Annotated in this window: 31 protein-coding genes; 29 read left to right on the top strand and 2 right to left on the bottom strand. The window is 36.1% G+C overall.

Annotation, left to right across the window (positions count from 1 at the left end):
* The first annotated feature begins 189 nt into the window (after positions 1–189).
* On the top strand, positions 190–1,749 hold the full coding sequence (locus ACHZES_RS08505; RefSeq protein ID WP_395548257.1) for an IS1096 element passenger TnpR family protein: 1,560 nt from the start codon (positions 190–192) through the stop codon (positions 1,747–1,749).
* A 103-nt stretch (positions 1,750–1,852) separates the two neighbouring features.
* Here the strand turns inward: ACHZES_RS08505 and ACHZES_RS08500 are convergent, their stop codons facing one another.
* Positions 1,853–2,407, bottom strand: coding sequence for an ImmA/IrrE family metallo-endopeptidase (locus ACHZES_RS08500; protein WP_295679462.1), 555 nt, complete (start codon positions 2,405–2,407; stop codon positions 1,853–1,855).
* A gap of 68 nt (positions 2,408–2,475) precedes the next feature.
* Positions 2,476–2,931 (bottom strand): helix-turn-helix domain-containing protein, encoded by a 456-nt coding sequence (locus ACHZES_RS08495; protein WP_395548258.1) that lies wholly within the window; start codon positions 2,929–2,931, stop codon positions 2,476–2,478.
* Positions 2,932–3,126: 195 nt separating this feature from the next.
* Between ACHZES_RS08495 and dinB the strand changes: the two genes are divergently transcribed.
* From dinB to ACHZES_RS08355, 28 genes are all read left to right on the top strand, one after another.
* A complete protein-coding gene (dinB, locus tag ACHZES_RS08490) occupies positions 3,127–4,374 on the top strand; it encodes a DNA polymerase IV (RefSeq protein ID WP_395548259.1) in 1,248 nt (415 codons plus the stop codon).
* A 16-nt stretch (positions 4,375–4,390) separates the two neighbouring features.
* Positions 4,391–4,612 carry a LexA family transcriptional regulator gene (locus tag ACHZES_RS08485; RefSeq protein ID WP_242875675.1) on the top strand — a complete coding sequence of 74 codons (222 nt, stop codon included), beginning with the start codon at positions 4,391–4,393 and terminating at the stop codon, positions 4,610–4,612.
* Positions 4,613–4,627: 15 nt separating this feature from the next.
* On the top strand, positions 4,628–4,879 hold the full coding sequence (locus ACHZES_RS08480; protein ID WP_091236999.1) for a hypothetical protein: 252 nt from the start codon (positions 4,628–4,630) through the stop codon (positions 4,877–4,879).
* A 173-nt stretch (positions 4,880–5,052) separates the two neighbouring features.
* Positions 5,053–5,268 (top strand): hypothetical protein, encoded by a 216-nt coding sequence (locus tag ACHZES_RS08475; RefSeq protein ID WP_091237000.1) that lies wholly within the window; start codon positions 5,053–5,055, stop codon positions 5,266–5,268.
* A 274-nt stretch (positions 5,269–5,542) separates the two neighbouring features.
* The gene (locus ACHZES_RS08470; protein ID WP_395548260.1) at positions 5,543–5,863 is read left to right on the top strand and encodes a helix-turn-helix domain-containing protein; all 321 of its coding nucleotides are present in this window, start codon (positions 5,543–5,545) and stop codon (positions 5,861–5,863) included.
* A 39-nt stretch (positions 5,864–5,902) separates the two neighbouring features.
* The gene (locus tag ACHZES_RS08465) at positions 5,903–7,936 is read left to right on the top strand and encodes a hypothetical protein (protein WP_404820353.1); all 2,034 of its coding nucleotides are present in this window, start codon (positions 5,903–5,905) and stop codon (positions 7,934–7,936) included.
* A gap of 364 nt (positions 7,937–8,300) precedes the next feature.
* The gene (locus ACHZES_RS08460; protein WP_169823787.1) at positions 8,301–8,438 is read left to right on the top strand and encodes a hypothetical protein; all 138 of its coding nucleotides are present in this window, start codon (positions 8,301–8,303) and stop codon (positions 8,436–8,438) included.
* A gap of 34 nt (positions 8,439–8,472) precedes the next feature.
* Positions 8,473–8,814, top strand: coding sequence for a helix-turn-helix domain-containing protein (locus ACHZES_RS08455; RefSeq protein ID WP_091237003.1), 342 nt, complete (start codon positions 8,473–8,475; stop codon positions 8,812–8,814).
* A gap of 160 nt (positions 8,815–8,974) precedes the next feature.
* Positions 8,975–9,391, top strand: a complete 417-nt coding sequence (locus tag ACHZES_RS08450) for a recombinase family protein (protein WP_091237004.1) — start codon at positions 8,975–8,977, stop codon at positions 9,389–9,391.
* Positions 9,391–9,597 (top strand): hypothetical protein, encoded by a 207-nt coding sequence (locus tag ACHZES_RS08445; RefSeq protein WP_091237005.1) that lies wholly within the window; start codon positions 9,391–9,393, stop codon positions 9,595–9,597. Before ACHZES_RS08450 ends, ACHZES_RS08445 begins: the two co-directional genes overlap by 1 nt.
* On the top strand, positions 9,587–9,937 hold the full coding sequence (locus ACHZES_RS08440; protein WP_091237006.1) for a helix-turn-helix domain-containing protein: 351 nt from the start codon (positions 9,587–9,589) through the stop codon (positions 9,935–9,937). Before ACHZES_RS08445 ends, ACHZES_RS08440 begins: the two co-directional genes overlap by 11 nt.
* Before the next feature lie 13 nt (positions 9,938–9,950).
* A complete protein-coding gene (locus tag ACHZES_RS08435; RefSeq protein WP_395548262.1) occupies positions 9,951–10,337 on the top strand; it encodes a resolvase in 387 nt (128 codons plus the stop codon).
* Between the two features lie 2 nt (positions 10,338–10,339).
* Positions 10,340–10,783 carry a type II toxin-antitoxin system PemK/MazF family toxin gene (locus tag ACHZES_RS08430; RefSeq protein WP_091237008.1) on the top strand — a complete coding sequence of 148 codons (444 nt, stop codon included), beginning with the start codon at positions 10,340–10,342 and terminating at the stop codon, positions 10,781–10,783.
* The gene (locus ACHZES_RS08425; RefSeq protein ID WP_091237009.1) at positions 10,752–10,952 is read left to right on the top strand and encodes a DUF6462 family protein; all 201 of its coding nucleotides are present in this window, start codon (positions 10,752–10,754) and stop codon (positions 10,950–10,952) included. Before ACHZES_RS08430 ends, ACHZES_RS08425 begins: the two co-directional genes overlap by 32 nt.
* Before the next feature lie 86 nt (positions 10,953–11,038).
* A complete protein-coding gene (locus ACHZES_RS08420; RefSeq protein ID WP_091237010.1) occupies positions 11,039–11,212 on the top strand; it encodes a CopG family transcriptional regulator in 174 nt (57 codons plus the stop codon).
* A 33-nt stretch (positions 11,213–11,245) separates the two neighbouring features.
* Positions 11,246–12,487: a tyrosine-type recombinase/integrase gene (locus ACHZES_RS08415; protein ID WP_091237011.1), complete on the top strand. Its 1,242-nt coding sequence runs from the start codon at positions 11,246–11,248 to the stop codon at positions 12,485–12,487.
* A gap of 487 nt (positions 12,488–12,974) precedes the next feature.
* On the top strand, positions 12,975–13,601 hold the full coding sequence (locus ACHZES_RS08410) for an HD domain-containing protein (protein ID WP_404820352.1): 627 nt from the start codon (positions 12,975–12,977) through the stop codon (positions 13,599–13,601).
* Positions 13,602–13,720: 119 nt separating this feature from the next.
* On the top strand, positions 13,721–14,389 hold the full coding sequence (locus ACHZES_RS08405; RefSeq protein WP_395548265.1) for a class I SAM-dependent methyltransferase: 669 nt from the start codon (positions 13,721–13,723) through the stop codon (positions 14,387–14,389).
* Positions 14,390–14,704: 315 nt separating this feature from the next.
* Entirely contained in the window at positions 14,705–15,958 is a 1,254-nt protein-coding gene (locus ACHZES_RS08400) for an ABC transporter substrate-binding protein (protein ID WP_038279264.1), read from the top strand.
* A gap of 32 nt (positions 15,959–15,990) precedes the next feature.
* The gene (locus ACHZES_RS08395; RefSeq protein WP_395548266.1) at positions 15,991–16,866 is read left to right on the top strand and encodes a carbohydrate ABC transporter permease; all 876 of its coding nucleotides are present in this window, start codon (positions 15,991–15,993) and stop codon (positions 16,864–16,866) included.
* Positions 16,867–16,874: 8 nt separating this feature from the next.
* On the top strand, positions 16,875–17,696 hold the full coding sequence (locus tag ACHZES_RS08390; RefSeq protein WP_395548267.1) for a carbohydrate ABC transporter permease: 822 nt from the start codon (positions 16,875–16,877) through the stop codon (positions 17,694–17,696).
* Between the two features lie 17 nt (positions 17,697–17,713).
* The gene (locus tag ACHZES_RS08385; RefSeq protein WP_395548268.1) at positions 17,714–19,243 is read left to right on the top strand and encodes a DUF4127 family protein; all 1,530 of its coding nucleotides are present in this window, start codon (positions 17,714–17,716) and stop codon (positions 19,241–19,243) included.
* A 17-nt stretch (positions 19,244–19,260) separates the two neighbouring features.
* Entirely contained in the window at positions 19,261–20,544 is a 1,284-nt protein-coding gene (locus tag ACHZES_RS08380; RefSeq protein WP_051835067.1) for an AGE family epimerase/isomerase, read from the top strand.
* Between the two features lie 33 nt (positions 20,545–20,577).
* Positions 20,578–21,321 (top strand): 6-phosphogluconolactonase, encoded by a 744-nt coding sequence (locus ACHZES_RS08375; protein ID WP_395548269.1) that lies wholly within the window; start codon positions 20,578–20,580, stop codon positions 21,319–21,321.
* Between the two features lie 4 nt (positions 21,322–21,325).
* Positions 21,326–22,423, top strand: coding sequence for an N-acetylglucosamine-6-phosphate deacetylase (locus tag ACHZES_RS08370; RefSeq protein WP_395548271.1), 1,098 nt, complete (start codon positions 21,326–21,328; stop codon positions 22,421–22,423).
* A 31-nt stretch (positions 22,424–22,454) separates the two neighbouring features.
* Complete coding sequence (locus tag ACHZES_RS08365; protein WP_038279251.1) at positions 22,455–23,492, top strand: ROK family protein; 1,038 nt, start codon at positions 22,455–22,457, stop codon at positions 23,490–23,492.
* 305 nt (positions 23,493–23,797) lie between these two features.
* Positions 23,798–24,313 (top strand): nitroreductase family protein, encoded by a 516-nt coding sequence (locus tag ACHZES_RS08360; RefSeq protein WP_395548273.1) that lies wholly within the window; start codon positions 23,798–23,800, stop codon positions 24,311–24,313.
* Positions 24,314–24,871: 558 nt separating this feature from the next.
* A complete protein-coding gene (locus ACHZES_RS08355) occupies positions 24,872–25,741 on the top strand; it encodes a LuxR C-terminal-related transcriptional regulator (protein ID WP_395548275.1) in 870 nt (289 codons plus the stop codon).
* The last annotated feature ends 194 nt before the right edge of the window (positions 25,742–25,935 follow it).

The raw sequence follows: 25,935 nt of genomic DNA, 5'->3' as shown, positions 1-25,935 counted from the left end.
TGTGCCTCAATTATTCAACACGAGATGCCGATGATGGCAAAGATTATGAGATAGAGTAAAAAAGTGGGAACTTCTTAATATAGTAATGCTTAAGTAAAGTTCCCTCTGTTTTTAATTTGAAAAGGTAAGGTTGACACGAAAAGTTATAAAATATATAATTTACTCAATATTAATGAAAGGACGTTGCACATGGAAGAGATAAATGACAATCTATATCATAAGATTATTCAATTATATCAAGAAACTTCTTCTGTAAAAGAAACAGCAAAGAAGTTAGGCACATATCCTATCAAGGTACGTCGTGTCCTTATTACTGAAGGTTTATGGAACAGCAATACAAGTGTTCAGATAGGTTCTCTATATGCAAGGGGATTATCTGTTGCTGAGATTGCAAAACAGCTTTTTATATCTGAAAAGAATGTTCAATCGTATCTTCCATATAGCAGAGGACAATATGGCGGAGACAATCGAAGTGATGAAGCTGTGCGAAGTGAAGTGTATCGTGAACGAATGCATGTAGCTGAAAGTTCACAAATAAAGAAGCTTAATCAAAATACTAATCAACATATGAATCCAGATAAAGAAATGGAGAATAATCGAATGGATAAATTAGATATATTAAAGGAACGTACCAGACAGTTGGCAGAAGATCGTCCTATCCCTTATGCCATAAGACTTCATTTAGAATTGGACATGGAAGACAAGGCATTGGGAACAAATGAATTAGGCATACTTGTACAATATGGAAAAATGACGAACAATATATCAAGAGATATCATTGTTCCGGGAGATATTACTCTACATGCACTTCATTATGCAATAAACAGAGCTTTCGGATGGCAGAATAGTCATTTGCACAGTTTTCATCCATATGAAGATGATTATAATATGATGATTAAATCAGGGAAACTTACAGATTGGGCTAAACTTGCAGGCATGTATTTCCGTTTTCCATGTGAAGATTATGAAGATATTTATTGGGATGATGATTATAAAGCTGGGATTAGTGTGAAAAACTGGATGAGGAAAAAATATACCGGACCATATTATTATGGAGGAACTAGAGAATATTTCTATAGGTGTCAGAAGGATGTAAAAGAGTTATATGAGTGGCAGCCTACCTTAGAAATAAGAAAATCATTCGGAGAATGGATGGATGAATGCAGAGAGCTTACTGAAAAAACAGGAGATAAGGACGCAAAAGCAAATATGATAAAACGCATTGCGCCAATTACAGAGGTGACAATTACAGAGCTTGCAGACAGCATTACTTTTGAAGGTGGCTTTGATGAACTAATAGAAAGACTTCCAATCTATGACATTTTACTTATGCCAGGAATGATACAAAACTTTGATTCTTGGGATTTTTCTAATAGACTAATACTGAAAAATTCAGAAAAGGAAGAGATATGTCTTGCTCCAGTCACATCACCTATTCTAAATGCAATCCGTTACTGGTACGATTATGGTGACGATTGGAATGTAAAAATAACTGCGACGGCATGTTATGAGACAAAGGAGAAGTATAAAGCATCTGGAAACCCAATAGAACCAATGGAAGAACACCGACCAGTATGCGTGGATGCAGATGCACTGCCAGTATGCGATGATGTTGGTGGAATTTATGGATATTGTAATATGCTTGAAGTTCTTCACGGAGAAGATTTAGAAGAAAAAGAATCTATGAAAGAATGGGCTAGAGGTATGGGTTGGACTGGAAGAAAGACAAATCCTCCAAATATTTTATAGAAGAAAAACAGCCATGAAAGCTGCAACTCATAGAGTTTATAAGACAGAGCTGACCAGAGAATATGATTCGTCTGGTCAAGCTTTCGTCATTCTTATAAATGCATTAGCAATCATGGGAATTATTACCCCCATAAGCTCCTAGATCCTCTTTTAAAAAATGAGACTTGGCTATTTGCAAATCATTAATACGGTAACCCTTTGTTTTTAGGATTGCAAATTTGAAATCAAGTAGAGCAGCAGGGACATTTAAAATGCTTGCTGTTTCAAAAAAGGTATATTCATTTAATGTTTCTAGAACGTTTTTGTCTTCGAGTAGAAGCTCAGCTGCAAATAGATTTGCTTCGTATTCCATAGGCTTATCAGCTCTTTTTTCCAATACTTCCAATTCCTGAAAGCCGGACATCATGGCAATCTCTTTGTGAAGCATACCGTGTCCTAGCTCGTGGGCAATCAGTATGGGACGAAATAGTTCCATGATATTCTCATCAATTACGATATTATTAATGCGTGATTGATAGAAGTAGTAGGCTTTCAGTCTCTGATGTAAATCTATATAGTGCAATTTATAGTCCAGGACTTCACAGATAACAAAGGGATCTCGGCTACCTGCTTTCTTGACCAGAGCATCTACCACATTAACAATGTAATCAATTGTCATTTGGTATCACTTCCTTCAAAAATATTTTGGCATTTTGCTATTATAACAGTAGCAAAAATACTGTCCTATTAAACGGACTCGTCAATTGGCGGCTTCGTTTTTTTCTTTCTGGAGAATTTTTCAGATGCTTCTTTCTTTGATGAAATATACACCTGCATTAATGATTGCATGAATATCTCTTTGGCATCATCATCAAGATCGCCACCAGCGAAAAGCGCTCCAGCACGGTCTAATACATCTTTTGCCTCTTTTGCACTCTTATAACCGAATTTGTCTTTGACAGTATCGAGAAAGTCTTCATTCTCAATATTTTTCTGCTTATCAGCTTCTTCATCATCTACCAGATAAGATACAGATACACTTAGCGCATCTGCCAGTTTCCTGATATTACTTTTTCTTGGGAGTGTATTTAGTTGTTCATAGGTATAGAGTGAACGCTCTGAAATACCTGTTATTGCCGCAAGCTCGGTCTGGGATAGATTTTTTAATAATCGAGCCTCTTTTACTTTTTCACCAAAAGTCATGTTACTACCTTCTTTCCAGGAAGAAAAATTTTATTTTTGTAACTTCCGATTAACTATTGACAAACTTCTTTTTGATGATATAATCATGTTTGTTAAGTAACTTCTGGTTAATCATATATCAGAACTTCCGAATTGTCAATAAAAAGTTCTGATTATATAATTGGTAACTTCTGAAAAGAAACGAGGTGATGAGAGATGGGTAAACGAGTCATATTGCATTCAGATATTAACGCATGTTATGCGGCAATAGAACATTTGCATCGTCCTGAGCTGAATGGAAAACCTTTGGCTGTAGGCGGAGACCCCGAAGCAAGACATGGAATAGTCTTAACCGCAGATTATATAGCTAAAAAATACGGTGTGAAAACAGGTATGGCACTTTGGCAGGCGAAGCAGGTTTGCCCAGAACTCAACATTGTTTCACCAAGAATGGATTTGTATTTGCGATTTTCCAGAATGGCTCATGAGATATATGGGGAATACACGGATCTACAAGAACCGTATGGAGTGGATGAATCATGGTTGGATGTGACCGCCAGTAGTTCATTAAAAGGTGATGGATACAAGATAGCAAAAGAAATTAGCAATCGTATGAAATCAGAATTAGGCATAACCGTTAGTATTGGAGTATCCTTTAATAAAATTTTTGCTAAACTTGGTTCTGATTATAAGAAACCAGATGCCATTACAACTATGTACGAAGATGAATTCAAAAGCAAAGCATGGGCACTTCCAGTATCTGATCTTTTATATGTAGGACGGAGTACCAATCAGAAGTTAGCACGATTTGGAATCAAGACTATTGGAGACTTAGCACAAACAGACGAACATTTATTAATGTCACATCTTGGCAAGATGGGTGGTATTCTCTGGGCATTTGCGAATGGCTATGATGACTCACCTGTAAAAATGGAACATACACATGCACCAATTAAATCTATTGGAAATAGCACTACTACTCAAAGAGATTTAGAGAATGATGAGGATGTAAAAATTATTCTTTACATTCTTGCAGAGAGTGTTGCAGCAAGACTTCGAGATAATGGATTTAAGTGCAGGGTGGTGGAAATCAGTGTCAGGGATAATGAACTTTATTCATTTACCAGACAGCATAAGATTGATCATGCCACGAATATTACTGGGGAGATTGCAACCGAAGCGTATCGAATATTCAAGGAAAATTACAACTGGCGAAAGCCAATCAGAAGCGTAGGAGTTCGAGGGGCAGATCTTGTCAACGACAATTACTGGGAACAGATGGATTTGTTTTCTAGTGTAGAGCAAAGAGAAAAACAGATGAAATTGGATGATGCAGTAGATACCATAAGACGACGATTTGGATTTTATAGTGTTCAAAGAGGTCTTATGTACTGTGATAAGAGTCTCTCTTCTGTGAATGCAAAAGAGGATCATACGACTCATCCAATCGGATATTTTGGCTAAAAGGAGGTATTTAAGTATGGCTTATATGAGATACGATTTAAACGATAAACAGAATAAAATCTATGACTTTTTATGTGATTTTCTTAAGGCGCATGGTTTTCCGCCAACTGTAAGAGAAATTGCAGAAATGGCGGGACTTGCTTCAGCATCTAGTGCACATCATTATTTGAAGCAATTAGAAGAAAAGGGATATATCCGCCGAGTAGAAGGAAGTCCAAGAGCAATTGAAATAATGTGAAGAGGTGGTTGTAGCATGGAGAGTGTAAAGGTATATGTGGATGTTACTGCTGAGTTTTCAAAAGAAGGAGTATTAACACCAAAAAGTTTTATATGGAAAGATGGCAAAGTATATGAGATTCAGCGTGTAAAAGATATGCGTCGAGCTGCCAGCATGAAGGCAGGTGGTGTAGGAATGAGATATACATGTGTTGTTGATGGTAGAGAAAGTTATCTTTATTATGAGGATAACAATCTCTGGTTTGTAGAAGGGAAAGCCGGAGCCTGATTATGTGTGGTGACATGTAATCAGTTGGCTTCGAAGATCAGCATATGGTTGGGGCATATTAGACAGGTATGTAACGGAACTCCCACCAGATAAGCTTGCAAAGGTGATTCCCTTTTCCTTTCAAGTACAAAATGTTACTGATGATTTTGTATTGTAAAGGAGCAGACTGAACGATGAGAGAATTAAAACAAATTGAATTTTATTGTAAGAAATGTAGAAAAAGTATGAAAATGGCATATTTACTTACGGGTAATGATGATGAACCTGTTTTAACAGGGATGATTATCAGATGTCATACAAATAGATGTACCAGAGTTATGGTACTAAAAAAGTACACAGAGGGAATGCTGATTGCCCGAGCAGATAATGAAGGGAAAGTATATATCTAAAAAAAAATCAGAGCAAAGTTAACATCAGATATAGTAATTGCTATGTAACAAAGACAATTTAATGAAGGCCTCATGATATGGGAGACGTATTGAATTACGGCAAGGCTGATGCTTGCTAAGACGGACTCACCGTGGACGCATGGGAAAGAAACCAGTTTAAGGACTGGACTTTCTCATGCGTCCTTTTTTGTTGCAAAAAATTTCATAGTAGTAGGAGTAATTTTCCATCCTTAAACGTTTATCGAGCCAAACAAACGAAAGGATGGATTTTTATATGGAAAGAGAAGTTAAATTATTTACAGAAGACACTATGAAAGATATGGGAAAAAGAATACAAGATGCAAGAAAAAATAAAGGGTTTAAAGCAATAGATTTTGCCGATATAATAGGTATAGGTAAAGATCAATTATCAAGAGTTGAAAATGGTAGAGTTGTTTGTAAATTGGAATATATATATGTTATTGCTCAATACTTGGAAATATCAACTGACTATTTATTATATGGAAAAGAAAAATATATAGTAAGCGATGAATTGATTGCGACAAGAAATATTGAAAAAAAGTTGCAAATAATACGTTTGTTAAATGAACTGTAGAGGTGAAGTATGGGAATAATTTTTGTTAATCTTAAGGCTATGGAAAACAGAGATAATTTAAATGTAAAACCACAGGGGGATACTGAACTTGAAAAAGCACAATATGTATATGAATATATAAAGAAAGCTAATGACATAGTCTTTGATGGTGTTATAGTGACGGAATATGGCGCAATAATTAAGTTGATACATGAGACGTATAAGTATGAGAGTAGAACAACGGAGGAATACTGGCAAGATAAGATATCCAAGGACACAATGGTTTATATGATGTTTGAAAATATTGTATTGTCATTTGATTATTTTTTGTACCAGGAAAAAAAGGTATCTGATTTCTATAAATGCCGGACGTATACAGAAGTAAAATTCAACTTTATTTTTAGAAATGATATTAAAGAAGTGAAAAAAATTGACATTATCAAAGATGTGCTTGAATTAGAAAAATTAGATGGAATATCAATATATGATGGTGGAAAAAAACAAGCTGATAAAGATGAAATTACTCAAGAACGCAATAAAATGAAAAAAATATTGTTTACAGATAAGGCTGGTGTGGCAAAAAAACTTGAACAATATTTAGGAATTAAAGAAGATAAAATCAGTAAAGAGAATCGCATTGATTACTATAAGATGGTTTTTTTGCTGTATTACTTGGATAAACACGGAATAGAATATGGAAATAAACAATTTCAGAGGATAAAAATTCTAGATAGTATTACCAAACCAAGACTTCAGCTTGTTGCTAATTTTCTTGAACATACAAATATACCAGAACCGGCTGAGGAACTTGAATTACTAAAGAATGAAATTGTCAAGCATTTATCTTTGAACCAGATAAATAGGATAAATAGAATCTATGTTCAATTGATATATTGCTATGAGACAACATTCCAGTATATAGGTAAGCTTTTAGATGTTCCTATAAATGTGTTTATTGAGGAAAGAGAATTAACAGATATAGAAAATCGTGTTGATAAATGCATGGAAGCAATAAAAAATGTTCAGGAATATGAACAAAAACATACATATGAGGATTCTGTGTGGGAGATAGGGTATTTGAAGTATAAGGCATTTATACGTAGATGTGAAAGAGAGGATTCATATAAGAGTCTAAAATATGCTTATGATTTAGGAAAGCCCGTAGGAAAGATGCTATTCGAACAAACAGCTGATCCAAAGATTCGCTTTTATGAAGTGCCTAAAACAGGTTTGGCAGATTTTATAAAAAGAGAAAGTGAATGGTTTGCGGAGTCAATATCAGGGAAATGTACAAAGAGGTGGGTACAAAATCATACGGAAGATATAGTGAAATTGTGTTCTATTATGGAACGCTTTTTTCGAAGAACAGTTTTTGATGGTTTTCCTTTAACAATGGTAATTGCATCTGCCCAAGCGTTATATGAGGCAAAAACAAAGAAACTTGTATATGAAAACAACTACAAGGGATATTATGGAAATAAAGCTAAATCGTTATATGCTTCATTAAAAAATATAGATGTGAATGAAAATACAGATGCATTTGATTATGCGTGGACTGCTTTAATAAAAAGATGGTGCAACTATAATGAAATTAAATATGGTTTATATGAGCATTCCGTTCGAATAGATCTTAAATTTACGGAGCTGATTCGTAAAGTAGTGGAATTAGATTCAGTAAGTAATATTGATATTTTTGTGGAGGGAATGTTTGCAGAATTAGGTTTACCACAGGAATACAGAATGACTGGAATAAAACAGAAGGTACAGCAAGAGATACAGGAATTAAGTGGGTATGAGTTGATTATTGAGGATATGCGAATACTAAGGGAATTTGAACATGAGAATTTTATAGAATATTTTTGTCACGAATTGACTGAAATAATACAATTTAACGAATATCAATACGATGAGAATATTTTTCAATTTCATTATAACATGAGATATATGGCTGTTAAGTTCGAACAGAACAAAGAGGAAGGAAAAATACGATTACTAGAGATGAAATATCTGCAATTAGGGAATCAGTATAATATGTTTCAAAGAGCAATCGAACTAAAATTGCCTTGGTTTACAGAAGATTTCACAGATTTTTAGCATTGATGTATAAGATATAAAGTGTTATAATGATTTGGACTGAAAGGAATTGTCGGCTTGGGGCGTACAAGTACTTTCAACACATAATTTACAAGCGGGTGGCTACGTACCCTAGAAATATAGAGAATCCATGGTAAGAAGCGCCATTGGGTCAGCAGACAGTGATTTGAAATGTGCTGGACAGCAGGGATTGTTAGGGTGAGAGACCTGGCATATCTGACAGGAATAATTACATAGGAAAAGTATGCAATATAGCAGTTAACTATTAATTTAGTTAGCTGCTTTTTTTTACCCAATTTTATGATTTTTCACGCCCTCGAATGAAGTGTTTAGAAATGATACCTTATATTCAGGAGGTGATAGTATGGCTTCATTTATTGATGAGGACGCCCTCGAATGTGAATGCTGTGGACACATTGGCATGTGGCTCAACGGAGATTTTGATGTTGAGTGTCCAGCCTGTGGTGCAGAATACTCGCTAATCGACGAAGACGAAGAGTAAACAGTAAAGAAATAGTAAAGAAGGAGGTGTTTTAATGCTTCAAGAGAAGCTGTTAAGAGCTATTGACGATAATCAAACATTAGAAATTGCACAACGCATAACAGCTTCTCGTGAAGCTGCACAGATTTCTTCGCAGGAGATGGCGGACTTCGTGGGTCTTAGCTATGAGCAATACAGAAGAATAGAACGTGGAGTAGTGCTTGTAAAAACAGAGCATATAAATGCAATTGTACAAGCATTGGGTGTAACGGCTGATTACATTTTATATGGAGATACAAGCCAAATGAAGCATGATAGCATTTCTGAAATACTAAATGGATTAAGTAAGGAAGAATTAGAGCGTGCAGAGAGAATTCTTATTGCCGCTTTCAAATAAACGACTTCCGAAGTCGTGTTCTGAACAGAAATACGACTTACGCAGTCGAGATACAAAATCTATTGTGTTTTATGATATATATGTGCTCGACGGAGTATACCACTTGAGAGTGGATGCGCAGAAGCTCTCCTAATCAAATTCAGAATAGGAGAATATTACAATGAAACACAAGATTTTAAGAATGAAAAATGAACAGCAGGCAGAAGCAAAAGAGACAAGAGTGCCAAAAGGACAGGGTGTCATCTTCATTAAAACCCGCAGGTCAGATGACAAGATTCATGTACTAGTTACTGAGATGCTTGAGGTAGCAGATGCAACAGGTGTTGAAATGGTTGATATCATCGTAGATGAATTAGCAGGTGGAGATATTGATCGTGAATCTGTGGACAGGTTAAGCGATTGGATTGAAAACTCAGGCGTTGGTATTATTTTTGTAAAGTCAATCACAGACCTTTCAAATGATGTAGATGATCTGGACAAGTTCATAGAAAAGGCTATGTACTTTGGCATGATAATTGTGGATTTCACTGAGAAGGCAATCATCGCACCATATTTACCAGAGGGCGATGAAGAATAATGAAAGAAAAGGTTGTTAGCTGCTGGGGGTATCCCCTGGCACTCAGCCGATGCAATTTTATAAACACCGAGTGGGGAACTATTGTGTATAGCCAGTGTGGTGATTTTCTTGGTAAATATGAAACGGAATCGGCAGCTTATGAAGAAGTCAAAGCAATGATTGAAGAAAGAGCGAGGAATGGAGGTCTGATTGGATATGTTGAATAAATATGATGGATATACAGTTGGACCGAATCTTCGCCAGCTTAGAAAAGATAAAAAGTTATCCGTGTATCAGGTAAGCGAATTGACAGGATTAAGTAATTCCAGTATTAACCAGATTGAACAGGGTGGAAGAGGTCTAAGTATGAATGGATTATACCTTTTAATGGATGCTTATCAGTGTGATGCAAATAAACTTCTTAATATAGAAGAAACGGATACCAAGATGAATAAAAATGAGGATTCAATAGACAGCAGATTATCGGAACTACCTGTTGAACAACAGAATTATTTAAGACACATATTTGAATTTATGATTGAGCAGGCAACAGGGCTTGTATCTTAGTGGAGGTTATATTATGAGTAGAAGAAAAAAGAAAGAACCTATTATTGAGGTTATCGCATACTTATCAACTACTGGACCATTATGGGAAACAGAAAAGCGTGAGAAAAATCAGGAACGCTACATTAGAGAATATGCAAGAGCACACAATGTTAAGATTGTAGGCATTATGAGAAGAAATGGTCTTGGTCAGGGTGACTGCAATCAGCAGTTTGAGAAGATTGCGCAGCTCATTCGACAGAAGAGAGTGGAAGGAGTCATTGTGGCTAATATGATGGCAATTTCCTTAGATATTCCAGATGCTTATTACAAAGTCGGAAAGATTAAGGCAGTAGGTGGTGCGATTATTACAGTGGATGAAGGTTCGCTGGGGATGAATGTAAAAGACAGGGAGGAAGTATAGTTATGAAGAGTAAAAATTATTATAAAGAGTACAAAAGAGGACAGGTTGTATATGTAGATTTTGGATGGAAGCCAAATGGTGTCCAGGGATTCATTAGACCTGCGGTCGTGGTTTCAGCTGATGCAAGTAATCATTGCAGAGCACCACAGGTTACAGTGTGCCCATTAAGCTCTAAATTAAAAGATATTAAGGTGCATGTGAAAATTAATCCATTGGATGTAAATGGACTTCACCTTCATAAAATCTCTGATTTTATGCCAGAGGATATGCAAACTGTATCAAAGAGTGCAATCAGGGGACACATTGGGTATATTACGGTGGCTTCTAATGTAATGGAGGAAATTGATAAATCATTGATTACACAACTTTCCTTATGGGAGACAGCAAAAAAACTTGTGAGGGAGGAGCTGCTTCATGGAGAGAGCAAAGAGGAAAAAATTTGTTAGATATGCGGAAGGTGCAGAACTGTATTCTATGGGACTGACAAAGTTTCAAGAGTTGGCAAAAGACGCAAAAGCCTGTTACAAAATCAATCAGCTTGTACTCGTGAATTTGGATGTAATTGATGAGTATTTAGAGACATTCAGAATAACGGAAGACAGCTTCTATAAATAAATATGGAGAGAGATAGAGAAACTTGTACTTTAATGCTTGACTTTATGACGGACAAAAAGTATAATCATGATATGAGGAGGTGCAACATGGCAAGAACTGGTAGACCAAAGAGTGATGATCCGATGGATAAGAAAGTCAGTGTGAGATTCACGAATGAAGAATATGAGATTTTGCTAGAGTATGCAAAGAATCATGAATTATCTGTAACGCAAGCGATAAAAATGAGTTTGAGAATGAACATATTATCAACTCAGAAATAGTGCAAGCTCTCTATCCCTCGGAAGGAGGAAAAGATGGCAGCACGAAAAGATGGAAAAGGACGAGCATTACGCAAAGGTGAGTCGTATCGTAAGAGTGAGGGAAGAACGAGATATTCCTACTGTTACACTGATCCATTTGGAAAAAGGAAGTATATTTATTCCAATAACCTGGCAACTCTTAGAGAAAGAGAAGAACAGCTTATAAGGAATCAGATGGATGGATTAGATGTGTATGTAGCAGGAAGTGCCACACTTAATTATGTGTTTGACCGTTACCTATCAACAAAGACAGAATTAAGAAGTACAACGTATTCCAATTATCGGTACACATGGGATCATTTCATTAAAGATGGATTTGGCAAGAAGAAAATAGGAGATGTGAAGTATTCAGATGTGTTAGCCTTTTACAATCATTTAATCACGGAATTGGGATTGCAGGTAAATACACTGGAAAGTATCAATACAGTATTGCATCCAACCTTTCAACTTGCAGTCAGAGATGATATTATAAGAAAGAATCCAACTGATGGTGCATATGCGGAGATTAAGAAACGAAATGGTGGAAGTCGCAAGACAAGACATGCTCTTACTGTAGAGCAGCAGCGTTCCTTTATGCAATATGTAGCAAAGAATCCGATATTTTATGTGTGGTATCCGTTCTTTATGTTATTGCTAGGAACAGGATGTCGAATTGGAGAAGCCATTGGACTTCGCTGGGATGATGTTGATATGGAGAAGCGCCTGATTAGTATCAACCATAGTTTGACATACTATCCAAGGCGTGAGGAAACCTATGTATGTGAGTTTAGGGTATCAAAGCCTAAGACAGAAGCAGGTGTCCGGACAATTCCAATTATGGAACAGTTATATCAGATTTTATTGCAGGAACGTGAGAGACAGAAACAAGAAGGATTCTGTAGTAATGAAGTAGATGGAATGACGAACTTCATATTTACGAATCGCTTTGGAAACCCTCATAATCCGGCAGCAGTAAACAGAGCCATTAAGCGTATAGTTGATGCACATAACGCAGAAGAAGAAATTAAGGCAAAAAAGCAGAAGCGAGAACCAGTAATGTTACCTAGATTCTCATGCCATATATTCCGTCATACATTTGCTTCAAGATTTTGTGAGAACGAGACAAATGTGAAAGTTATTCAGGAAGTTATGGGTCATGCGGATGTATCAACAACCATGAACATTTACGCTGAGGTTAATGAAAGTATTACAAGACAATCGCTTGAGAATTTAGCAAAAAATATGGATGTTTTTTAGGGAAGAGCCACTGTTAAATGCAACTTTCCAAAAGGACAGCAAAAATAGAACAAGGACATCAATTGGACATCAAAAAGCCATGAAAACGGGAATAAATGCGAATGAATTTGAAGAATTGTAGAGGTACGATTTAAAGCAATACAAAGAAGTTCGTAGGAGTGTAGTTAAACTCCAACAAAATTCCCGACGATGAAGAGTAAGGATGTTTAAAAGTCTTGGAACTCTTGATTTTACACGGTTCTTTGAACATGAGAAACAGTTAAAGTGATGTTTTGACACCAATAACATAAGAAACTTGTATGATATAAAATGTAAACGAAATATTTTGGACATCTAAATAAGTCTATATGCTTATAGAAATATAAGTATGTGGGCTTATTTTAGTGCTTACAAATACAATCACAATAAACTTTATTCGGTTTTTAAAAGTTTGATTGAGAAGGTATGAGTGGCAGTCGGAAATATGATATAATTAAACTATACATATATGAAAGGATTCTATAAGAATATGAATAAACAACATGGATTAGGCAGTGCTGATAGAATGCCGAGAGAATATTTAGAAGATATATTATTGAGTGATAAGGAAATACAATTGCTAGAGGATGAACTTTTTACGATATCTCCTGAATTAATTGTTTGCAAAAATTGTGAGCAAAATATGCCGGCTCACCGTGTACCAGTGCTTGCCCATACCTATGAGGTAGTAAATGGCGTAAGGAAAGACATCACTCTGAAGCTGGCTGCTTTGCTGCACGATATTGGCAAACCTTATACAAAAAGAACAATCAATGGAGTTGACAGCTTTAAGGGGCATGAGAAGATCAGCGAATTACTGGCGGGTTTGATATTGCAGAGACTAGGTTTTGAAGATAATATCCGACAGGATGTTTGTTTGTTAATTAGATATCATGATTTTGATTTAACACCCACTAAAGAAAGCATTGATGATATCACACAAAAAGTTGGTGCAAAATTAGTGCTGCCTTTACTGGAATTGCAGCTATCTGATTTATTCGCTCATTCTGAGCAAAAAGTAAATGAATTTATTTCTATAAGAGAGAGCACCTTAAAATATTATTTGAATTACTCAGAATCTAAGATTGAACCATAAGCAATGAGTGTGGAAGAGGTTGCGAGGATTCTGCTGTTGCAGTATATATCATCGGGTTTATATGTGGTATAATGTTTAATGAGGACGGTATTAATGGCAATGCAAAAGAGGTATTAGAGATGAAATCATATGAACGTGAGACAGATATGTGGAACAAGCTATTTGAAGAATATCAGCCATTGGATCTAAGAGAGATAGAACTAAAGGTCGAACCAATGTTTGACGAAGCGTTGAAACTGTTTGCCAGCAGAACAAAACGAGTATTGGACTTTGGATGCGGAACTGGTGATGTTTCTTTTCAATACCTTCAGTACCAACCAGATCATCAGATTGTCGGAGTAGATAAAGCAGAAACCGGTATTAGATTTGCAAAAGAAACAGCCAAGCTGAGTCATTATAGAAGAGCCCATTTCTTTACAGGAGGAGAGGAATTTCTAGATCAGTTTGAGAAAGAGGAGTTTGACGGAATTATTTTATCAAATGTTCTGGATGTAATGCCTAAAGATGTCTCCAGTGAAACGATGCTTAAGTTAAACAGTCTCTTGAAACATGACGGCTGCTGGTTTATCAAAATGAACCCTTATTATTCCAAAGAAGAACTTGATTCGTTTGGCTATCAGAAAAAAGGGGGTAATCTATATGAAGAAGAGGGGATTCTTCATCTTCGACAGGCCACTTCAGAATATTGGAAGAAACAGTTATCAAAATTTGGTGAGATTGTTGCCTATTTAGAATTCCAATATACTTGGCAGAAAGGCATGAACAGGCTCTTTGTGATTAAAAAATAACACATGCTTTACCTTTCTTTAAGTCCATTTATGTAAATAACAAGGACATTTCCATTTTGGAAATGTCCTTTATTACGTTTTGAGAAAATAAGAATAAATTCCCACAATTAAATATTGTAAAAGATATTTTCTTTTGTTGAATCTGCAAAAAAGCCAATTGACAAGATATGGGGAAGATGCTATAATCCAATTAATCCTAATTAAGGACTAAATGAACTTAACTAACACAAATGTAAAAATGGAGGTGTAAAAAAAACAAAAATTTTAATGGCAACATAATTTGAGATTCGAATAATATTGGAGGAGAAAAGGAAAATGTTTAACATCAAAAAGAAAATTGCTGTTTCTGCAATAACTATGGGTTTAGTTATTGGAACAATGGGATGTGGTGCAGCTCCTAGTACTGCACAAAAGAATGATGGAGATAAAGAAACGATAGAGTTTTGGACCATATCGTTACAGCCGACGTTCAACGACTATTTTGAAAAATTAATCGCTGACTTTGAAGGTGCGAATCCAAACGTAACAATCAACTGGAAAGACTATCCGAAGGATACAATACAGGATAAATTATTAACCTCTATAGCCAGTGACAATGCACCGGATGTAGTGAACTTAAACGCAGATATGACCTTAACACTTGGAGATAAATCTGCTTTAGCAAATGCAGAAGAATTCATTTCGGATGAAACCAAGAATTCATTTTTTGATGGAATTTACGGAGCAACTAAGGTGGAAGATAAGGCATTGGCATTACCTTGGTATACAACAATACCAATTATCTATATTAATGAAAGTCTTTTAAAAGATGCAGGTATTCCCACGGAAAATTATCCAACTACCGCTGCAGAATACTATGATTGGGCAATTGATGTCAAAAAAAAGACAAATTTATATGGAATGGCAATGGAAGCGAATATCCGTGAAATCTTAGGCTCTGCTGGGGTTCCGGTATTTAATGAAGATTATACAGAATTACTGATTAATAAACCGGAAGCGGTTGAAGTCATTAAAGAGTTTCAAAAATTGTATGCGGACAGTGCCAATCCGAAAGAAAATCTGGATCAGGAGACAAGAGCTCAATTATATAATTCAAAACAAGTTGTGTCTGTTTATTCCGGTACCACGTTTGTTAACAAATTCAAGACAACCGCACCGGATGTGTATCAAAATACCACGGTTATCCCGGTACCTTTTGAGCATAGCGTAACAACAACCATGTACTTAGGCGTCCCGGATAAATCCAAACATAAAGAGATGGCATTTAAATTTGCAGAGTTTGTTTCGAATCCTGACAATCAGCTGGAGTTTTCAAAAACAGCAAATACGATACCTTCTACGAAAAAGACAATTGAAGATCCTTACTTTAAAGAAAGTGATGGTTCATTAGAATCACAAATTAAAATAGCGGCAGCTTCCGGTCTGGAAAAATCTAAGGAAATTCCTGTACCTCAGCATATTTTGGAAAAAGTAAACCGCGATTTACAGGATATTTTATTCAATGACAAAGATGTGCAGGAAGGGTTGGACAAAATTGTTGAAGAAGTTAATAAACAACTCAAAGATTAATTCGTAGAAAGGATCCTATTGTTTTGGAGAAGATGAAAAATAAAAAAAAACATTTAAAGTCCGAAACTGCATATGCCTGGGTAACTATGTTGCCTGGGCTGCTCATTTTAGCAGTGTTTGTTTTTTGGCCTTTGATATACAGTATTCCATTGGCATTTACAGACTATTCTGTAGTAGGGGATATGCATTTTGTAGGCATGAAGAATTTTCAAAAAGCATTTTCAGATTCGGATTTTATAGCCGCTCTTAAAAACTCAATTCAATATGTAATTATTGTTCCAATTATTCAGTTGATATCTCTTGCATTTGCGGTTGCGCTGAATCAGAAGATGAGGGGAGTAAAAGTATTTCGAACTCTTTTCTATTTTCCGGTAATTACATCTACGGTAGCGGTATCAATTGTATGGAGCTGGTTGTTAAGCAGTGGAGGACTGATTAACAAAATATTATTGGGAACCAATATTCTTTCTGAAAAAATCAGTTGGCTTTCCAATGATCAGACTGCTTTGTGGGTATTAATGTTTATTACCACCTGGAAGGGTGTGGGATATTATATGGTAATATATTTGGCGGGCTTACAAACGGTTCCCGGCGAATTAACAGAGGCAGCAAGAATTGACAGGGCTAGTAGCATTCAGATTTTTTTCAAAATACTAATCCCAATGCTGAAACCACAGGTTGTGATGTGCTCATTAATGAGTGTGATGAGTGCAATCAAGGTCTTTGATGAACCTTTTGTACTAACCAAAGGAGGACCGGGAAACTCAACCTTAACTGCAAGTTTGTACATATACCAAAAGGGGTTTCAAAATTTTGATTTTGGATATGCAGCTGCGCTTAGTCTAATATTGAGTGTAATCATTTTATTCTTTAGCTTATTTGTAAAACTCTATAATCGAAAAAAATAAAGGGGAGCATGATGAACAGAAAAATTAAAAAAACATTTACTTATTTGATTTTGATTTGCATCAGCGTAATTATGGTTGGACCATTTCTTTGGCTGCTGCTTTCCTCTCTGCTTCCGAATACGAATGTATATGATTTTCCATACAATGTAAAACTTCAAAGTTTTTCCATATCCAATTTTACCGGGGTTTTTGAGTTTGTTGATTTTGGAAGTTATATATGGAATACGGTACTTATTTCTGGAGCCAGTGTATTTTTAAATGCGCTGATCGCGAGTATGACGGCTTATCCGTTAGCAAAGCTTAATTTTAAGGGAAAAGATATACTGTTCACGATTATTATTTCGGCGATGATTATTCCATCGACAGCAGCTATGGTTGTGAATTACCTGACCATCACCAAATTGGGAATAAGTGATTCTTACCTGGGAGTTATACTGCCGACATCTGTCACTATTTTTAATATATTCAATATGCGTCAGGCATTTTTAAATATTCCGGACTCCATAAGAGAATCGGGGCGAATGGATGGCGCCAGTGAATTGAGAATATTTTTTTCTTTGATTATGCCGATGGTAAAGCCTAGTTTAGCAGTAGTAGTACTGTTTCAATTTATGGCAAGCTGGAATGATTTCCTCTGGCCTATGATTGTTTTAAACAGTACCAGTAAATATCCGCTTTCTGCAGCATTAACTATATTAAATGGACAGTTTGCATATAATTTTGGCTGGGTTGCTGCGGGTACAGTATTATCTATTCTGCCAACATTATTTATATTTGTTCTGACACAGGATATGTTTGTAGATGGAGTCAGTGGTGCCAACAAAGGTTAATGAAAGGAAGCTCAAGCATGAAAAAAGTACTTTATATTCCATTGGATGAAAGAGCTTGTAACTATGCCAATATTATCAGAATGTTTCGCGCAATTGATGATGTATGTCTTATCTATCCGGAAAGATGTCTGCTGCCTAATAAAAAGGAACCTGCCGATATCAATGCCATGTGGGAGTTCATGAAACATAACATAAAAGATTGTGATTATGCAGTGCTATCCATTGAAATGCTTTTTTATGGTGGGCTACTGCCATCCCGCATTCACAATAAAAGGGACGAACAGGAAATTACTGAATTTGCGGAAAAATTGCGTGCCTTAAAAAAAGAAAATTTGGAGTGTAAAATCTTTGTCTCCAGTTTAATCATGCGAACACCAAGATATAGCAGCAGTGAACAGGAACCGGAGTATTATGAAATATATGGCGAACGGATTTTTAAGTTCGGTGTTTTAAAAGACAAGAGCAACAGGGGGATTATAACAGAAGAGGAGCAGCAGGAATATCGCATATTGAAAAGTGAAATTCCTTCAGATATAATCCATGATTTTGAATCCCGTAGGGCATTTAATAGGAAAGTAATAAGCGAAGTGGTTCAGTTGATAAAGGAAGGTGTTTTTGAGTTTTTAGTAATACCGCAGGATGATTCCTATCCGTTTGGTTATACGTCGATCGACCAACAGCATATTTATAGTTTGGTAAAAAAAGAAAACCTAAATAATCAGATATTAATGTACCCAGGGGCTGATGAATTTGGTTATACCCTCACTGCAAGAGTAGTCAATCAAGTCAGAGGTATAACCCCGAATATATTTGTGTTTTATTCTTCTGTTTCCGGTGAGTTTGTGGTTCCTAAATACGAGGACAGGATGATAGGTGAAAGCTTAAAATCCCATGTTCTGGCAGTTGGCGCACGGTTGACGAACAATCCTGATTCAGCTGATATTATTATGGCTTATAACACACCTGCTAAAGAAATGATAGAGGCCAGTGGACAATTTGAACATAACATCCATTACGACCGGGAAAGAAATCTTCCGTATTTTGTAAATGAAATCGTTTACTATTTAAATAAAAACAGGTACATGGCTGTCTGTGACTGTGCGTATGCAAATGGCGGCGATTTTCAACTGCTCAATATGTTGAATGCAGGTACAAAACTGGTTTCAAACATTAAGAGTTATCATGCCTGGAATACAAATTGTAATACACTTGGCAGTACATTGTCTGAATCTTGTATTTTTCTGCAGGCATTGGAACATAAGGTAAAGGAAAATCTTATATCCAGTATTTTTGAAGATGTTTTTTATGAAGGAAAAATTCGAAAAGAGTTTATAGATGAATATCTACCTGAACATGAGGAAGTTTCGTATTTTAACATACAAAAAAGAATCACTGAAATAACAGAAATTACCCGCCGCAGAGTACTTGCTCTTTATGATTCTGTTTTAAGCAACAATAACGGATTAAAGATAGAGAAAGTATCGATTGGTTTTCCTTGGAATCGATTATTTAATGGGGATTTTCAAGTCACACTAAAAGACAAGTAATAAAATGGGAGATTTCTATGAAATTGTTGACGTTTTACAAAAAGCAAGTTGAAGAAAGCATATTGCCATTTTGGCTTAGAGCCTTTGATTATGAGTTTGGAGGAGTGTATACCTGTTTTAATAATGAGGGAACAGAGCTGCTCAGCACAGATAAGTATGTGTGGTCACAAGGCAGATATTTATGGATACTATCAAAATTGTATGAAATGAATCAGCAAGGTAAGATAGAAGTTGACCCTGATACAGTAAAAAAACAGGCGGGATTAACTCTGGAATTTTTGCAGAAAAATGTTTTATTGCCAGATGGCAGCTGCACCTTTTTATTAACACGGGAGGGTATCAAAAAGGAAGTGGATCCGGGCACGGGGTTCGACAGCAGCATTTTTGCAGACTGCTTTGTGTTACTGGGTTTTTCCCGATATATGAAGGCATTTGGCAAGCATCAGGTGGTATTTGAATGGATATGGAATCTTTATTTGAATGTAGAGAATAGAATAAAATCAAATTCTTATAAAACCCATCCCTATCCAACTCCGGAGGGTATGAAAACGCATTCGATTCCAATGATCATGCTGAATGTTACCCAGGAATTAAAAACATGCCTTTCCGGTTTTGATATAAGGAAAGAGGCTTATCTTGAGAGCAAAGAAACTGAGTATATGGATATTATCCTCAATGAATTTTGCAATCCAGAATATCGAATAGGTGAAATGCTATACTTAGATTCGGCCAGGGATGATTCTATTTTGACAAGACATTTAAATCCTGGCCATTCGATAGAAGATTCATGGTTTATCATTCATTCAGCGCTGTCAAAAGACAGGAAAGACATTGTAGACAAGGCATACCACATTGCAATGAAAGCGCTTGAACTTGGATGGGATAAAGATAGCGGTGGGATATTACGGTATGTAGATTATGAATTTGGCGGGAAGCCTCAAGGGAAATTGGGAGACGATCCACTTTCAAAATTAATTCATGAAACCTGGGATTACAAATTATGGTGGCCCCATTCGGAATCCCTTTATGCTCTCTTGTTATTAGAATCCATATATCAGGAGTCTGAAATAGAAGAATGGTATATGATTTTGCATCGATATATTTTTTCTATGTTTCCTAATTGCTATAAGGAAACGGGTGAGTGGATACAGATAAGAAAACGAAATGGAGAACCGGAAGATAGAGTGGTGGCTTTGCCGGTAAAAGACCCTTATCATATTTTAAGAAATATGCTCCTGATTATTGATTTGCTAAGCGATAATGATAGTTTTGCTGAAATAATTGAAAGCAAGCTGAAATGATGACGAAATTATATAAATATTTGGAGGAATAAAATGAATAACTTAGAATTACATATTAAATCTTTTAATGATCGTGAGGAAATGGGACGACAAGCGGCTCGTGATATTGCAGACAAATTAAAGGAAATAATCACAAAAAAAGGACAGGCAAGGGTGATTTTTGCATCAGCTCCTTCCCAGGATGAGATGCTGAACCACTTGGCACAGGAAAATGTTGATTGGTGCAAGGTGGTTGGATTTCACATGGATGAATACCGAGGATTAGATGGGGAGGATGAGAGGTTATTTGGCTCTTACATTAAAACTCATTTGTTCAACAAGGTCACTATAGGAAAATATTACTTAATGAATCCGGGTAATGACGAAGAGGCTGAAATAAAACGGTATTGTGCGCTTTTGCAAGAAAGTCCCATAGATATCTGCTGCATGGGAATTGGAGAAAACGGCCATTTAGCATTTAATGAACCAGAATATGCAGATTTCAATGATCCCTGTGTAATGAAGCCAGTTACCTTAGATCCAATCTGCCGTCAGCAGCAGGTAAACGATGGATGCTTTGAAACAATTGATCTAGTACCGACTAAAGCATTGACTTTGACTATCCCCACACTGTTTGCGTCTGAATTTATTTTTTGTGCCGTACCGGGTGTAACCAAGAGAGATATTCTGATTAAAACATTCAGCGCAGACGTGAATGAAAAGATTCCTGCAACAATACTAAAAAAACATAATAATTGCACGATATATACCGATCAAAATGTGATTGGCCGGGAGTAATTGAATGAGTGAAGAAATCGTTGATTTAACTAAGGGGAAAATATCTCCGAAGGTTCGAAAGAAATTAGAGTCTATTGATAAGCCGGGAAGGTTTATAATCTCTCCAGCTCTAATTGATATTCAGATAAATGGTTTTTCCGGAATTGATTTTAATGACGAAAAGTTAAAAGTGGAAGATATTGAATATGTTTCAAAGGTATTGGCTGGTCAGGGGATAGGATTTTATTGTCCTACTATTATCACAAATAGTGAAGAAAAAATAGATCGCTTGTTAAATGTGATTAAGCAGGCGACAGAGAAATTTGAACTTTGCAAGAAAATGATTCTGGGAATACATTTAGAGGGACCTTTTATATCAAAGGAGGATGGGCCCAGGGGGGCTCATCCGTTAGAGTTTGTAACAGCTCCAAAAGTTAAATTAATACAGCGGTGGAAAGAAATTTCAAATAATTTAGTCAAAATAATTACGGTATCTCCAGAATGGGAAAATATGGATGAATTTTCTGATTACTGTATTAAAAATAATATTTTAGTATCAATTGGGCATACATCAGCAAATACCGGTCAGATTGAACAAGCGGTTCGCCATGGCGCGGCCTGCTCTACGCATCTGGGTAATGGGAGCCATTCGCTTTTGAAAAGACATCCTAATTATATTTGGGATCAGCTAAGTTACGACCAGTTATATGCATCAATTATTGCAGATGGGCATCATTTGCCGGATAATGTAATTAAAATTTTTGCTAAAGTAAAAAATGAAAAATTAATATTGATAAGTGATGCAACTCAATTTTCGGGCAAACAACCAGGTGATTATGAAACTCTGATTGGCGGTAAAGTGACTCTTACGAAAGAAAAAAGATTGTATGTTGCTGACCACCCTGAATATTTAGCGGGTTCTGCTATGGGCTTGTTGGACATTTTAAAATATATAAAAAAATCAAGTGTGTTAGATTTAGAATATGCTATTAGCTGTGCAACAAATCATCCGATGGACATGTTAAAAAGGGTGTGCAAATTTAATTATGATGCTATAATAGTATTTTATGAGAGTGAAGAAGATTTAGAGTATTTAGGTACATATGATGAGGTGTTGGATTAACACATGATGGCATATCAGGAGGCAAACGCTTGTGGAAAAAGTAGGACCGGCAATTTTGAGAGAAATAAACAGGCGAAAAGTATTGAAGCTAATCAGACAAAACAGACCGATTTCGAGAAAAGAAATAGTCGGTTTAACTAAGTTGGGTAAAAACACGATTTCATTGATAGCGGAAGATTTAATTAATGAAAATGTGATATACGAAGCATACACAGAGAACAAGAAACAAGCAGGCAGGCCTACCGTTGCTTTAGATTTTCAGGCAGACGGAATGTTAATCCTTGGCATTGTTTTATCTGCGAAAATTATTACCGGAACGGTGTACAACTATGGATTGAGTACTGTCAGGCATTATGAAGAACCTGTGCAGCTGAAAGAGAATCTCGTGGATAAGTTAATGAATTTTATCAAAAATGTTTTAAGAGATTACCCTGCTTTGTTTGGTGTATCAATAGCAATTCCCGGAATTGTCAATTCCGGGAAAGGCGTAATAGAAAAATCATTTCAATTAAAATGGGAAAATGTCAATTTGAAAGAAATGTTGGATAGTTTCTTTGAAGGAAAAGTTTTCTTGTGTAATACGGTAAAAAGTGTAGCATTATTGCAGTATGAAGTAGCACTGAATAAACCGGAATCAGCATTCTTTATGAATATTGATAAGGGTTTGGGGGGAGCTTATATCCGGAAAAACAAAGCGCTTTATGGGAAAAATGGATGTGCTTGCGAAATTGGTCAAATGTTAGTTTCGATTTCAGATGATCAAAACGACCAAACAGTTGAAGCGTTCTATAATAGTATTATTGGAAGTTATGAATGTATTTCGAAAATAAAAAAAGAAGATATTGAAAGAATCACAAACATGATTTTTAAGTTAATTATAAATTTGAATTATCTATTCGATCCTGAAAAGATATTTTTATATGGTTCAACGATTAATCATAATTTATTTAAGGAGTCATTAACAGCTAAAAAAATACCAACCAACGTATCTTTTTGTGAGCAGCTGGATAATAATTTAGCTTCTGCATATGCACTGATTAATGATTTTGAAAATGGGATAGAGTATTAATATGCATTTAGGATATCAAATTGATTTATGATTTTAAGATAAGCAGCATAAACTAGCATTGGAGTAAACAGTTCCTTTGAATTTCGACATACTATATACGAATCCGCTGTAGAAGTCCACATTTGCGCTGGATAATTGGGAAGAAGAGAAATAAATTCGCATTGACTCTATGCCCCAACTAAGTGCCCCATCTTTTCAGATCAGTCTTTAAAATACTAATTGCCGTTAGTATACAACCCGTATCTGATTAGTATTGTAGTGTACAGGCTAGTAGTGTAATATTAACATAAAGGAGCGTGAACAATATGGATTTCTTTGAAACAGTTTCAAAACGCGGCAGTTATCGTAGAGAGTTTATAAATGAGATAATTCCACAGGAAGATCTTGAACAGATCATTATGGCAGGTATTAAGGCACCTTCCGGATATAATCACCAGACTACTTCATTTATCGTAATCACAAATAAAGAGTTCATGAAAAAACTGGCAACCATTATAGATACGCCTGCCATGCAAACAGCTTCAGCAATGATTATACCGCTTTCTGAGTACTGGCAAGCAGAAAATGGACTATCCTTTGAGATCGAGGACTACGCAAGTGCAACGGAAAATGTCATGCTGGCAATCACAGCGAAGGGCTATGCCGGCGTATGGATCGACGGACAGATCAAACTATGTGATGCCGGAGAACGAATAGCTGCGGTTCTGAATATACCGGAAGGAAAGCATATCCGCGCAATCATTCCGTTGGGAAAGCCAATGCATGAAGTGACGCAGCGGGAGAAGAAACCCTTGCAGGAACGGGTAACTTTCATTTCCTGACAGTCCCTGATTTCATATTGTCATCAGCCTCCGTGATTGTTTTGCTATCATGGCAGAGTATAAATCGGGAGTTGATGTACAATATGGAAGAACGGCCTGTGGTTCCGGAATCCAAAAGGTTTCAGGAGCAGAAATAACCAAGTGATACTGATTTTAATTCAGCATGCATATGATCCGTATGGGCATGCATCAGGCCAGATCTTGAATCTCCGTGATGGTTTTTTCCCACATCTCGTAATATCGTCAGCACTTGATTTCCACCTCCGGTATCTACAATCAAATACCCTTGCTCATCGGTGATAGCAGTATTATAAAATCTTATTGCCTGGGTATTCCCCTTTCTTTGTATTATCAGTTTCCTGAATTCTCTTGTTTTCCAAATCGTAAAAATTAATAACCTTAGCAAATGATAGTGGTTTAATGACTTTAATTCCTCACTGTGATATAATAAGTCAAGTGGGACTTTAAGTACGCATCAGCCATAACATGGAAGCAATGGTACAGGTAATTTTGATTTTGCTATAATTATACAGCCGCCATCACACTGGGAGGATTTTTATGGGTGAGAGAAATGGGGGAGAAACTTGGACGACTATTCCGGGAGAACAGCGTTTAGGAGCGGAATTGTGGGAAGAGGCATTAGATAATAATTTACTCCAGATTGTTTTATCGGTAATTCAGGATGGAGTATGTATTCTAGGTATTGATTTGGATATTTTATATTCCAATATTGCATTGAAAAGTTGGTATAAAGAAAAGGGAAATGGCTTGGGACATAAATGTTATGAGCTTTATCATGATAGAAGTGAACCCTGTGAAGTCTGCCCAGTTCTAAAAACGATTGAGAGCCAACAACCGGAGACGGCCATACAGTATCACTGTTCCATAAAAGGGCAAAAGAAATGGCACCGGTTATTTAGTGTACCGATTCATGACCATGATGGAAATGTGTTTATGGTGATAGAATATGTGCGGGATATAACAAATGAACGAAAGAGTGTTTCTGAAAAAAAACTGGTAGAAGATCAAAACGAATTTTTGCAAGAACTTTCAGCTAGAAAAGAAAAGGAAATGTATGACAGGGAAAAGAGTTATGTAAACAATGTAACAAAAGCTGTGAATTCAGTTTTGGGTTATTTGGAAGAAGTTTTGGATAAAGAAAGTTATAGCATTGTTAAAGATCAGCTTGAAATGGGAATCATGGGCATACCTCAACAAATGAATCCTAAAGTAATAAGATTGTCAGAGAAAGAATTGACGATTGCAAAACTTATTAGGGCCGGATATGTGAGTAAAGAAATCGCGGATAAACTTTGCGTATCTAAAAAGGCAGTAGATTACCATAGAACCAATATTCGAAAGAAGTTAGGTCTGAACAATGAAGATAACTTACAAGATATCTTGAAAGAGTATATGAAAGATATATAATAAATTTTATATTAATGCTGCCATATAAAATAGTCTATTTGCAGCCTTAAAATACATTGACGATAGATTTGACCACAATTAACGGAAAAGCTATCCCTTAACGCAAATAGGGGATAGCTTTTAACCCTTTCGAATTTCTCTTTTGAAGGATATAAACCTGGACAAGGACTATCTAGTCCCGCTATTGAATATGA

This window comes from Lacrimispora sanguinis (assembly GCF_044987295.1).
In the GTDB taxonomy this organism is placed as follows: Bacteria; Bacillota; Clostridia; order Lachnospirales; family Lachnospiraceae; genus Lacrimispora; species Lacrimispora celerecrescens_B.
The sequence above is the reverse complement of the archived record's forward strand: the minus strand, read 5'-3'. Positions and strand labels throughout refer to the sequence as shown.

What these genes read in the sequence shown, in the direction of transcription:
- ACHZES_RS08505 (WP_395548257.1), top strand. Translation starts at nt 190, where the DNA reads ATGGAAGAGATAAATGACAATCTATATCATAAGATTATTCAATTATAT.
- ACHZES_RS08500 (WP_295679462.1), bottom strand. Translation starts at nt 2,407, where the DNA reads ATGACAATTGATTACATTGTTAATGTGGTAGATGCTCTGGTCAAGAAA.
- ACHZES_RS08495 (WP_395548258.1), bottom strand. Translation starts at nt 2,931, where the DNA reads ATGACTTTTGGTGAAAAAGTAAAAGAGGCTCGATTATTAAAAAATCTA.
- dinB (WP_395548259.1), top strand. Translation starts at nt 3,127, where the DNA reads ATGGGTAAACGAGTCATATTGCATTCAGATATTAACGCATGTTATGCG.
- ACHZES_RS08485 (WP_242875675.1), top strand. Translation starts at nt 4,391, where the DNA reads ATGGCTTATATGAGATACGATTTAAACGATAAACAGAATAAAATCTAT.
- ACHZES_RS08480 (WP_091236999.1), top strand. Translation starts at nt 4,628, where the DNA reads ATGGAGAGTGTAAAGGTATATGTGGATGTTACTGCTGAGTTTTCAAAA.
- ACHZES_RS08475 (WP_091237000.1), top strand. Translation starts at nt 5,053, where the DNA reads ATGAGAGAATTAAAACAAATTGAATTTTATTGTAAGAAATGTAGAAAA.
- ACHZES_RS08470 (WP_395548260.1), top strand. Translation starts at nt 5,543, where the DNA reads ATGGAAAGAGAAGTTAAATTATTTACAGAAGACACTATGAAAGATATG.
- ACHZES_RS08465 (WP_404820353.1), top strand. Translation starts at nt 5,903, where the DNA reads ATGGAAAACAGAGATAATTTAAATGTAAAACCACAGGGGGATACTGAA.
- ACHZES_RS08460 (WP_169823787.1), top strand. Translation starts at nt 8,301, where the DNA reads ATGGCTTCATTTATTGATGAGGACGCCCTCGAATGTGAATGCTGTGGA.
- ACHZES_RS08455 (WP_091237003.1), top strand. Translation starts at nt 8,473, where the DNA reads ATGCTTCAAGAGAAGCTGTTAAGAGCTATTGACGATAATCAAACATTA.
- ACHZES_RS08450 (WP_091237004.1), top strand. Translation starts at nt 8,975, where the DNA reads ATGAAACACAAGATTTTAAGAATGAAAAATGAACAGCAGGCAGAAGCA.
- ACHZES_RS08445 (WP_091237005.1), top strand. Translation starts at nt 9,391, where the DNA reads ATGAAAGAAAAGGTTGTTAGCTGCTGGGGGTATCCCCTGGCACTCAGC.
- ACHZES_RS08440 (WP_091237006.1), top strand. Translation starts at nt 9,587, where the DNA reads ATGTTGAATAAATATGATGGATATACAGTTGGACCGAATCTTCGCCAG.
- ACHZES_RS08435 (WP_395548262.1), top strand. Translation starts at nt 9,951, where the DNA reads ATGAGTAGAAGAAAAAAGAAAGAACCTATTATTGAGGTTATCGCATAC.
- ACHZES_RS08430 (WP_091237008.1), top strand. Translation starts at nt 10,340, where the DNA reads ATGAAGAGTAAAAATTATTATAAAGAGTACAAAAGAGGACAGGTTGTA.
- ACHZES_RS08425 (WP_091237009.1), top strand. Translation starts at nt 10,752, where the DNA reads ATGGAGAGAGCAAAGAGGAAAAAATTTGTTAGATATGCGGAAGGTGCA.
- ACHZES_RS08420 (WP_091237010.1), top strand. Translation starts at nt 11,039, where the DNA reads ATGGCAAGAACTGGTAGACCAAAGAGTGATGATCCGATGGATAAGAAA.
- ACHZES_RS08415 (WP_091237011.1), top strand. Translation starts at nt 11,246, where the DNA reads ATGGCAGCACGAAAAGATGGAAAAGGACGAGCATTACGCAAAGGTGAG.
- ACHZES_RS08410 (WP_404820352.1), top strand. Translation starts at nt 12,975, where the DNA reads ATGAAAGGATTCTATAAGAATATGAATAAACAACATGGATTAGGCAGT.
- ACHZES_RS08405 (WP_395548265.1), top strand. Translation starts at nt 13,721, where the DNA reads ATGAAATCATATGAACGTGAGACAGATATGTGGAACAAGCTATTTGAA.
- ACHZES_RS08400 (WP_038279264.1), top strand. Translation starts at nt 14,705, where the DNA reads ATGTTTAACATCAAAAAGAAAATTGCTGTTTCTGCAATAACTATGGGT.
- ACHZES_RS08395 (WP_395548266.1), top strand. Translation starts at nt 15,991, where the DNA reads ATGAAAAATAAAAAAAAACATTTAAAGTCCGAAACTGCATATGCCTGG.
- ACHZES_RS08390 (WP_395548267.1), top strand. Translation starts at nt 16,875, where the DNA reads ATGATGAACAGAAAAATTAAAAAAACATTTACTTATTTGATTTTGATT.
- ACHZES_RS08385 (WP_395548268.1), top strand. Translation starts at nt 17,714, where the DNA reads ATGAAAAAAGTACTTTATATTCCATTGGATGAAAGAGCTTGTAACTAT.
- ACHZES_RS08380 (WP_051835067.1), top strand. Translation starts at nt 19,261, where the DNA reads ATGAAATTGTTGACGTTTTACAAAAAGCAAGTTGAAGAAAGCATATTG.
- ACHZES_RS08375 (WP_395548269.1), top strand. Translation starts at nt 20,578, where the DNA reads ATGAATAACTTAGAATTACATATTAAATCTTTTAATGATCGTGAGGAA.
- ACHZES_RS08370 (WP_395548271.1), top strand. Translation starts at nt 21,326, where the DNA reads ATGAGTGAAGAAATCGTTGATTTAACTAAGGGGAAAATATCTCCGAAG.
- ACHZES_RS08360 (WP_395548273.1), top strand. Translation starts at nt 23,798, where the DNA reads ATGGATTTCTTTGAAACAGTTTCAAAACGCGGCAGTTATCGTAGAGAG.
- ACHZES_RS08355 (WP_395548275.1), top strand. Translation starts at nt 24,872, where the DNA reads ATGGGTGAGAGAAATGGGGGAGAAACTTGGACGACTATTCCGGGAGAA.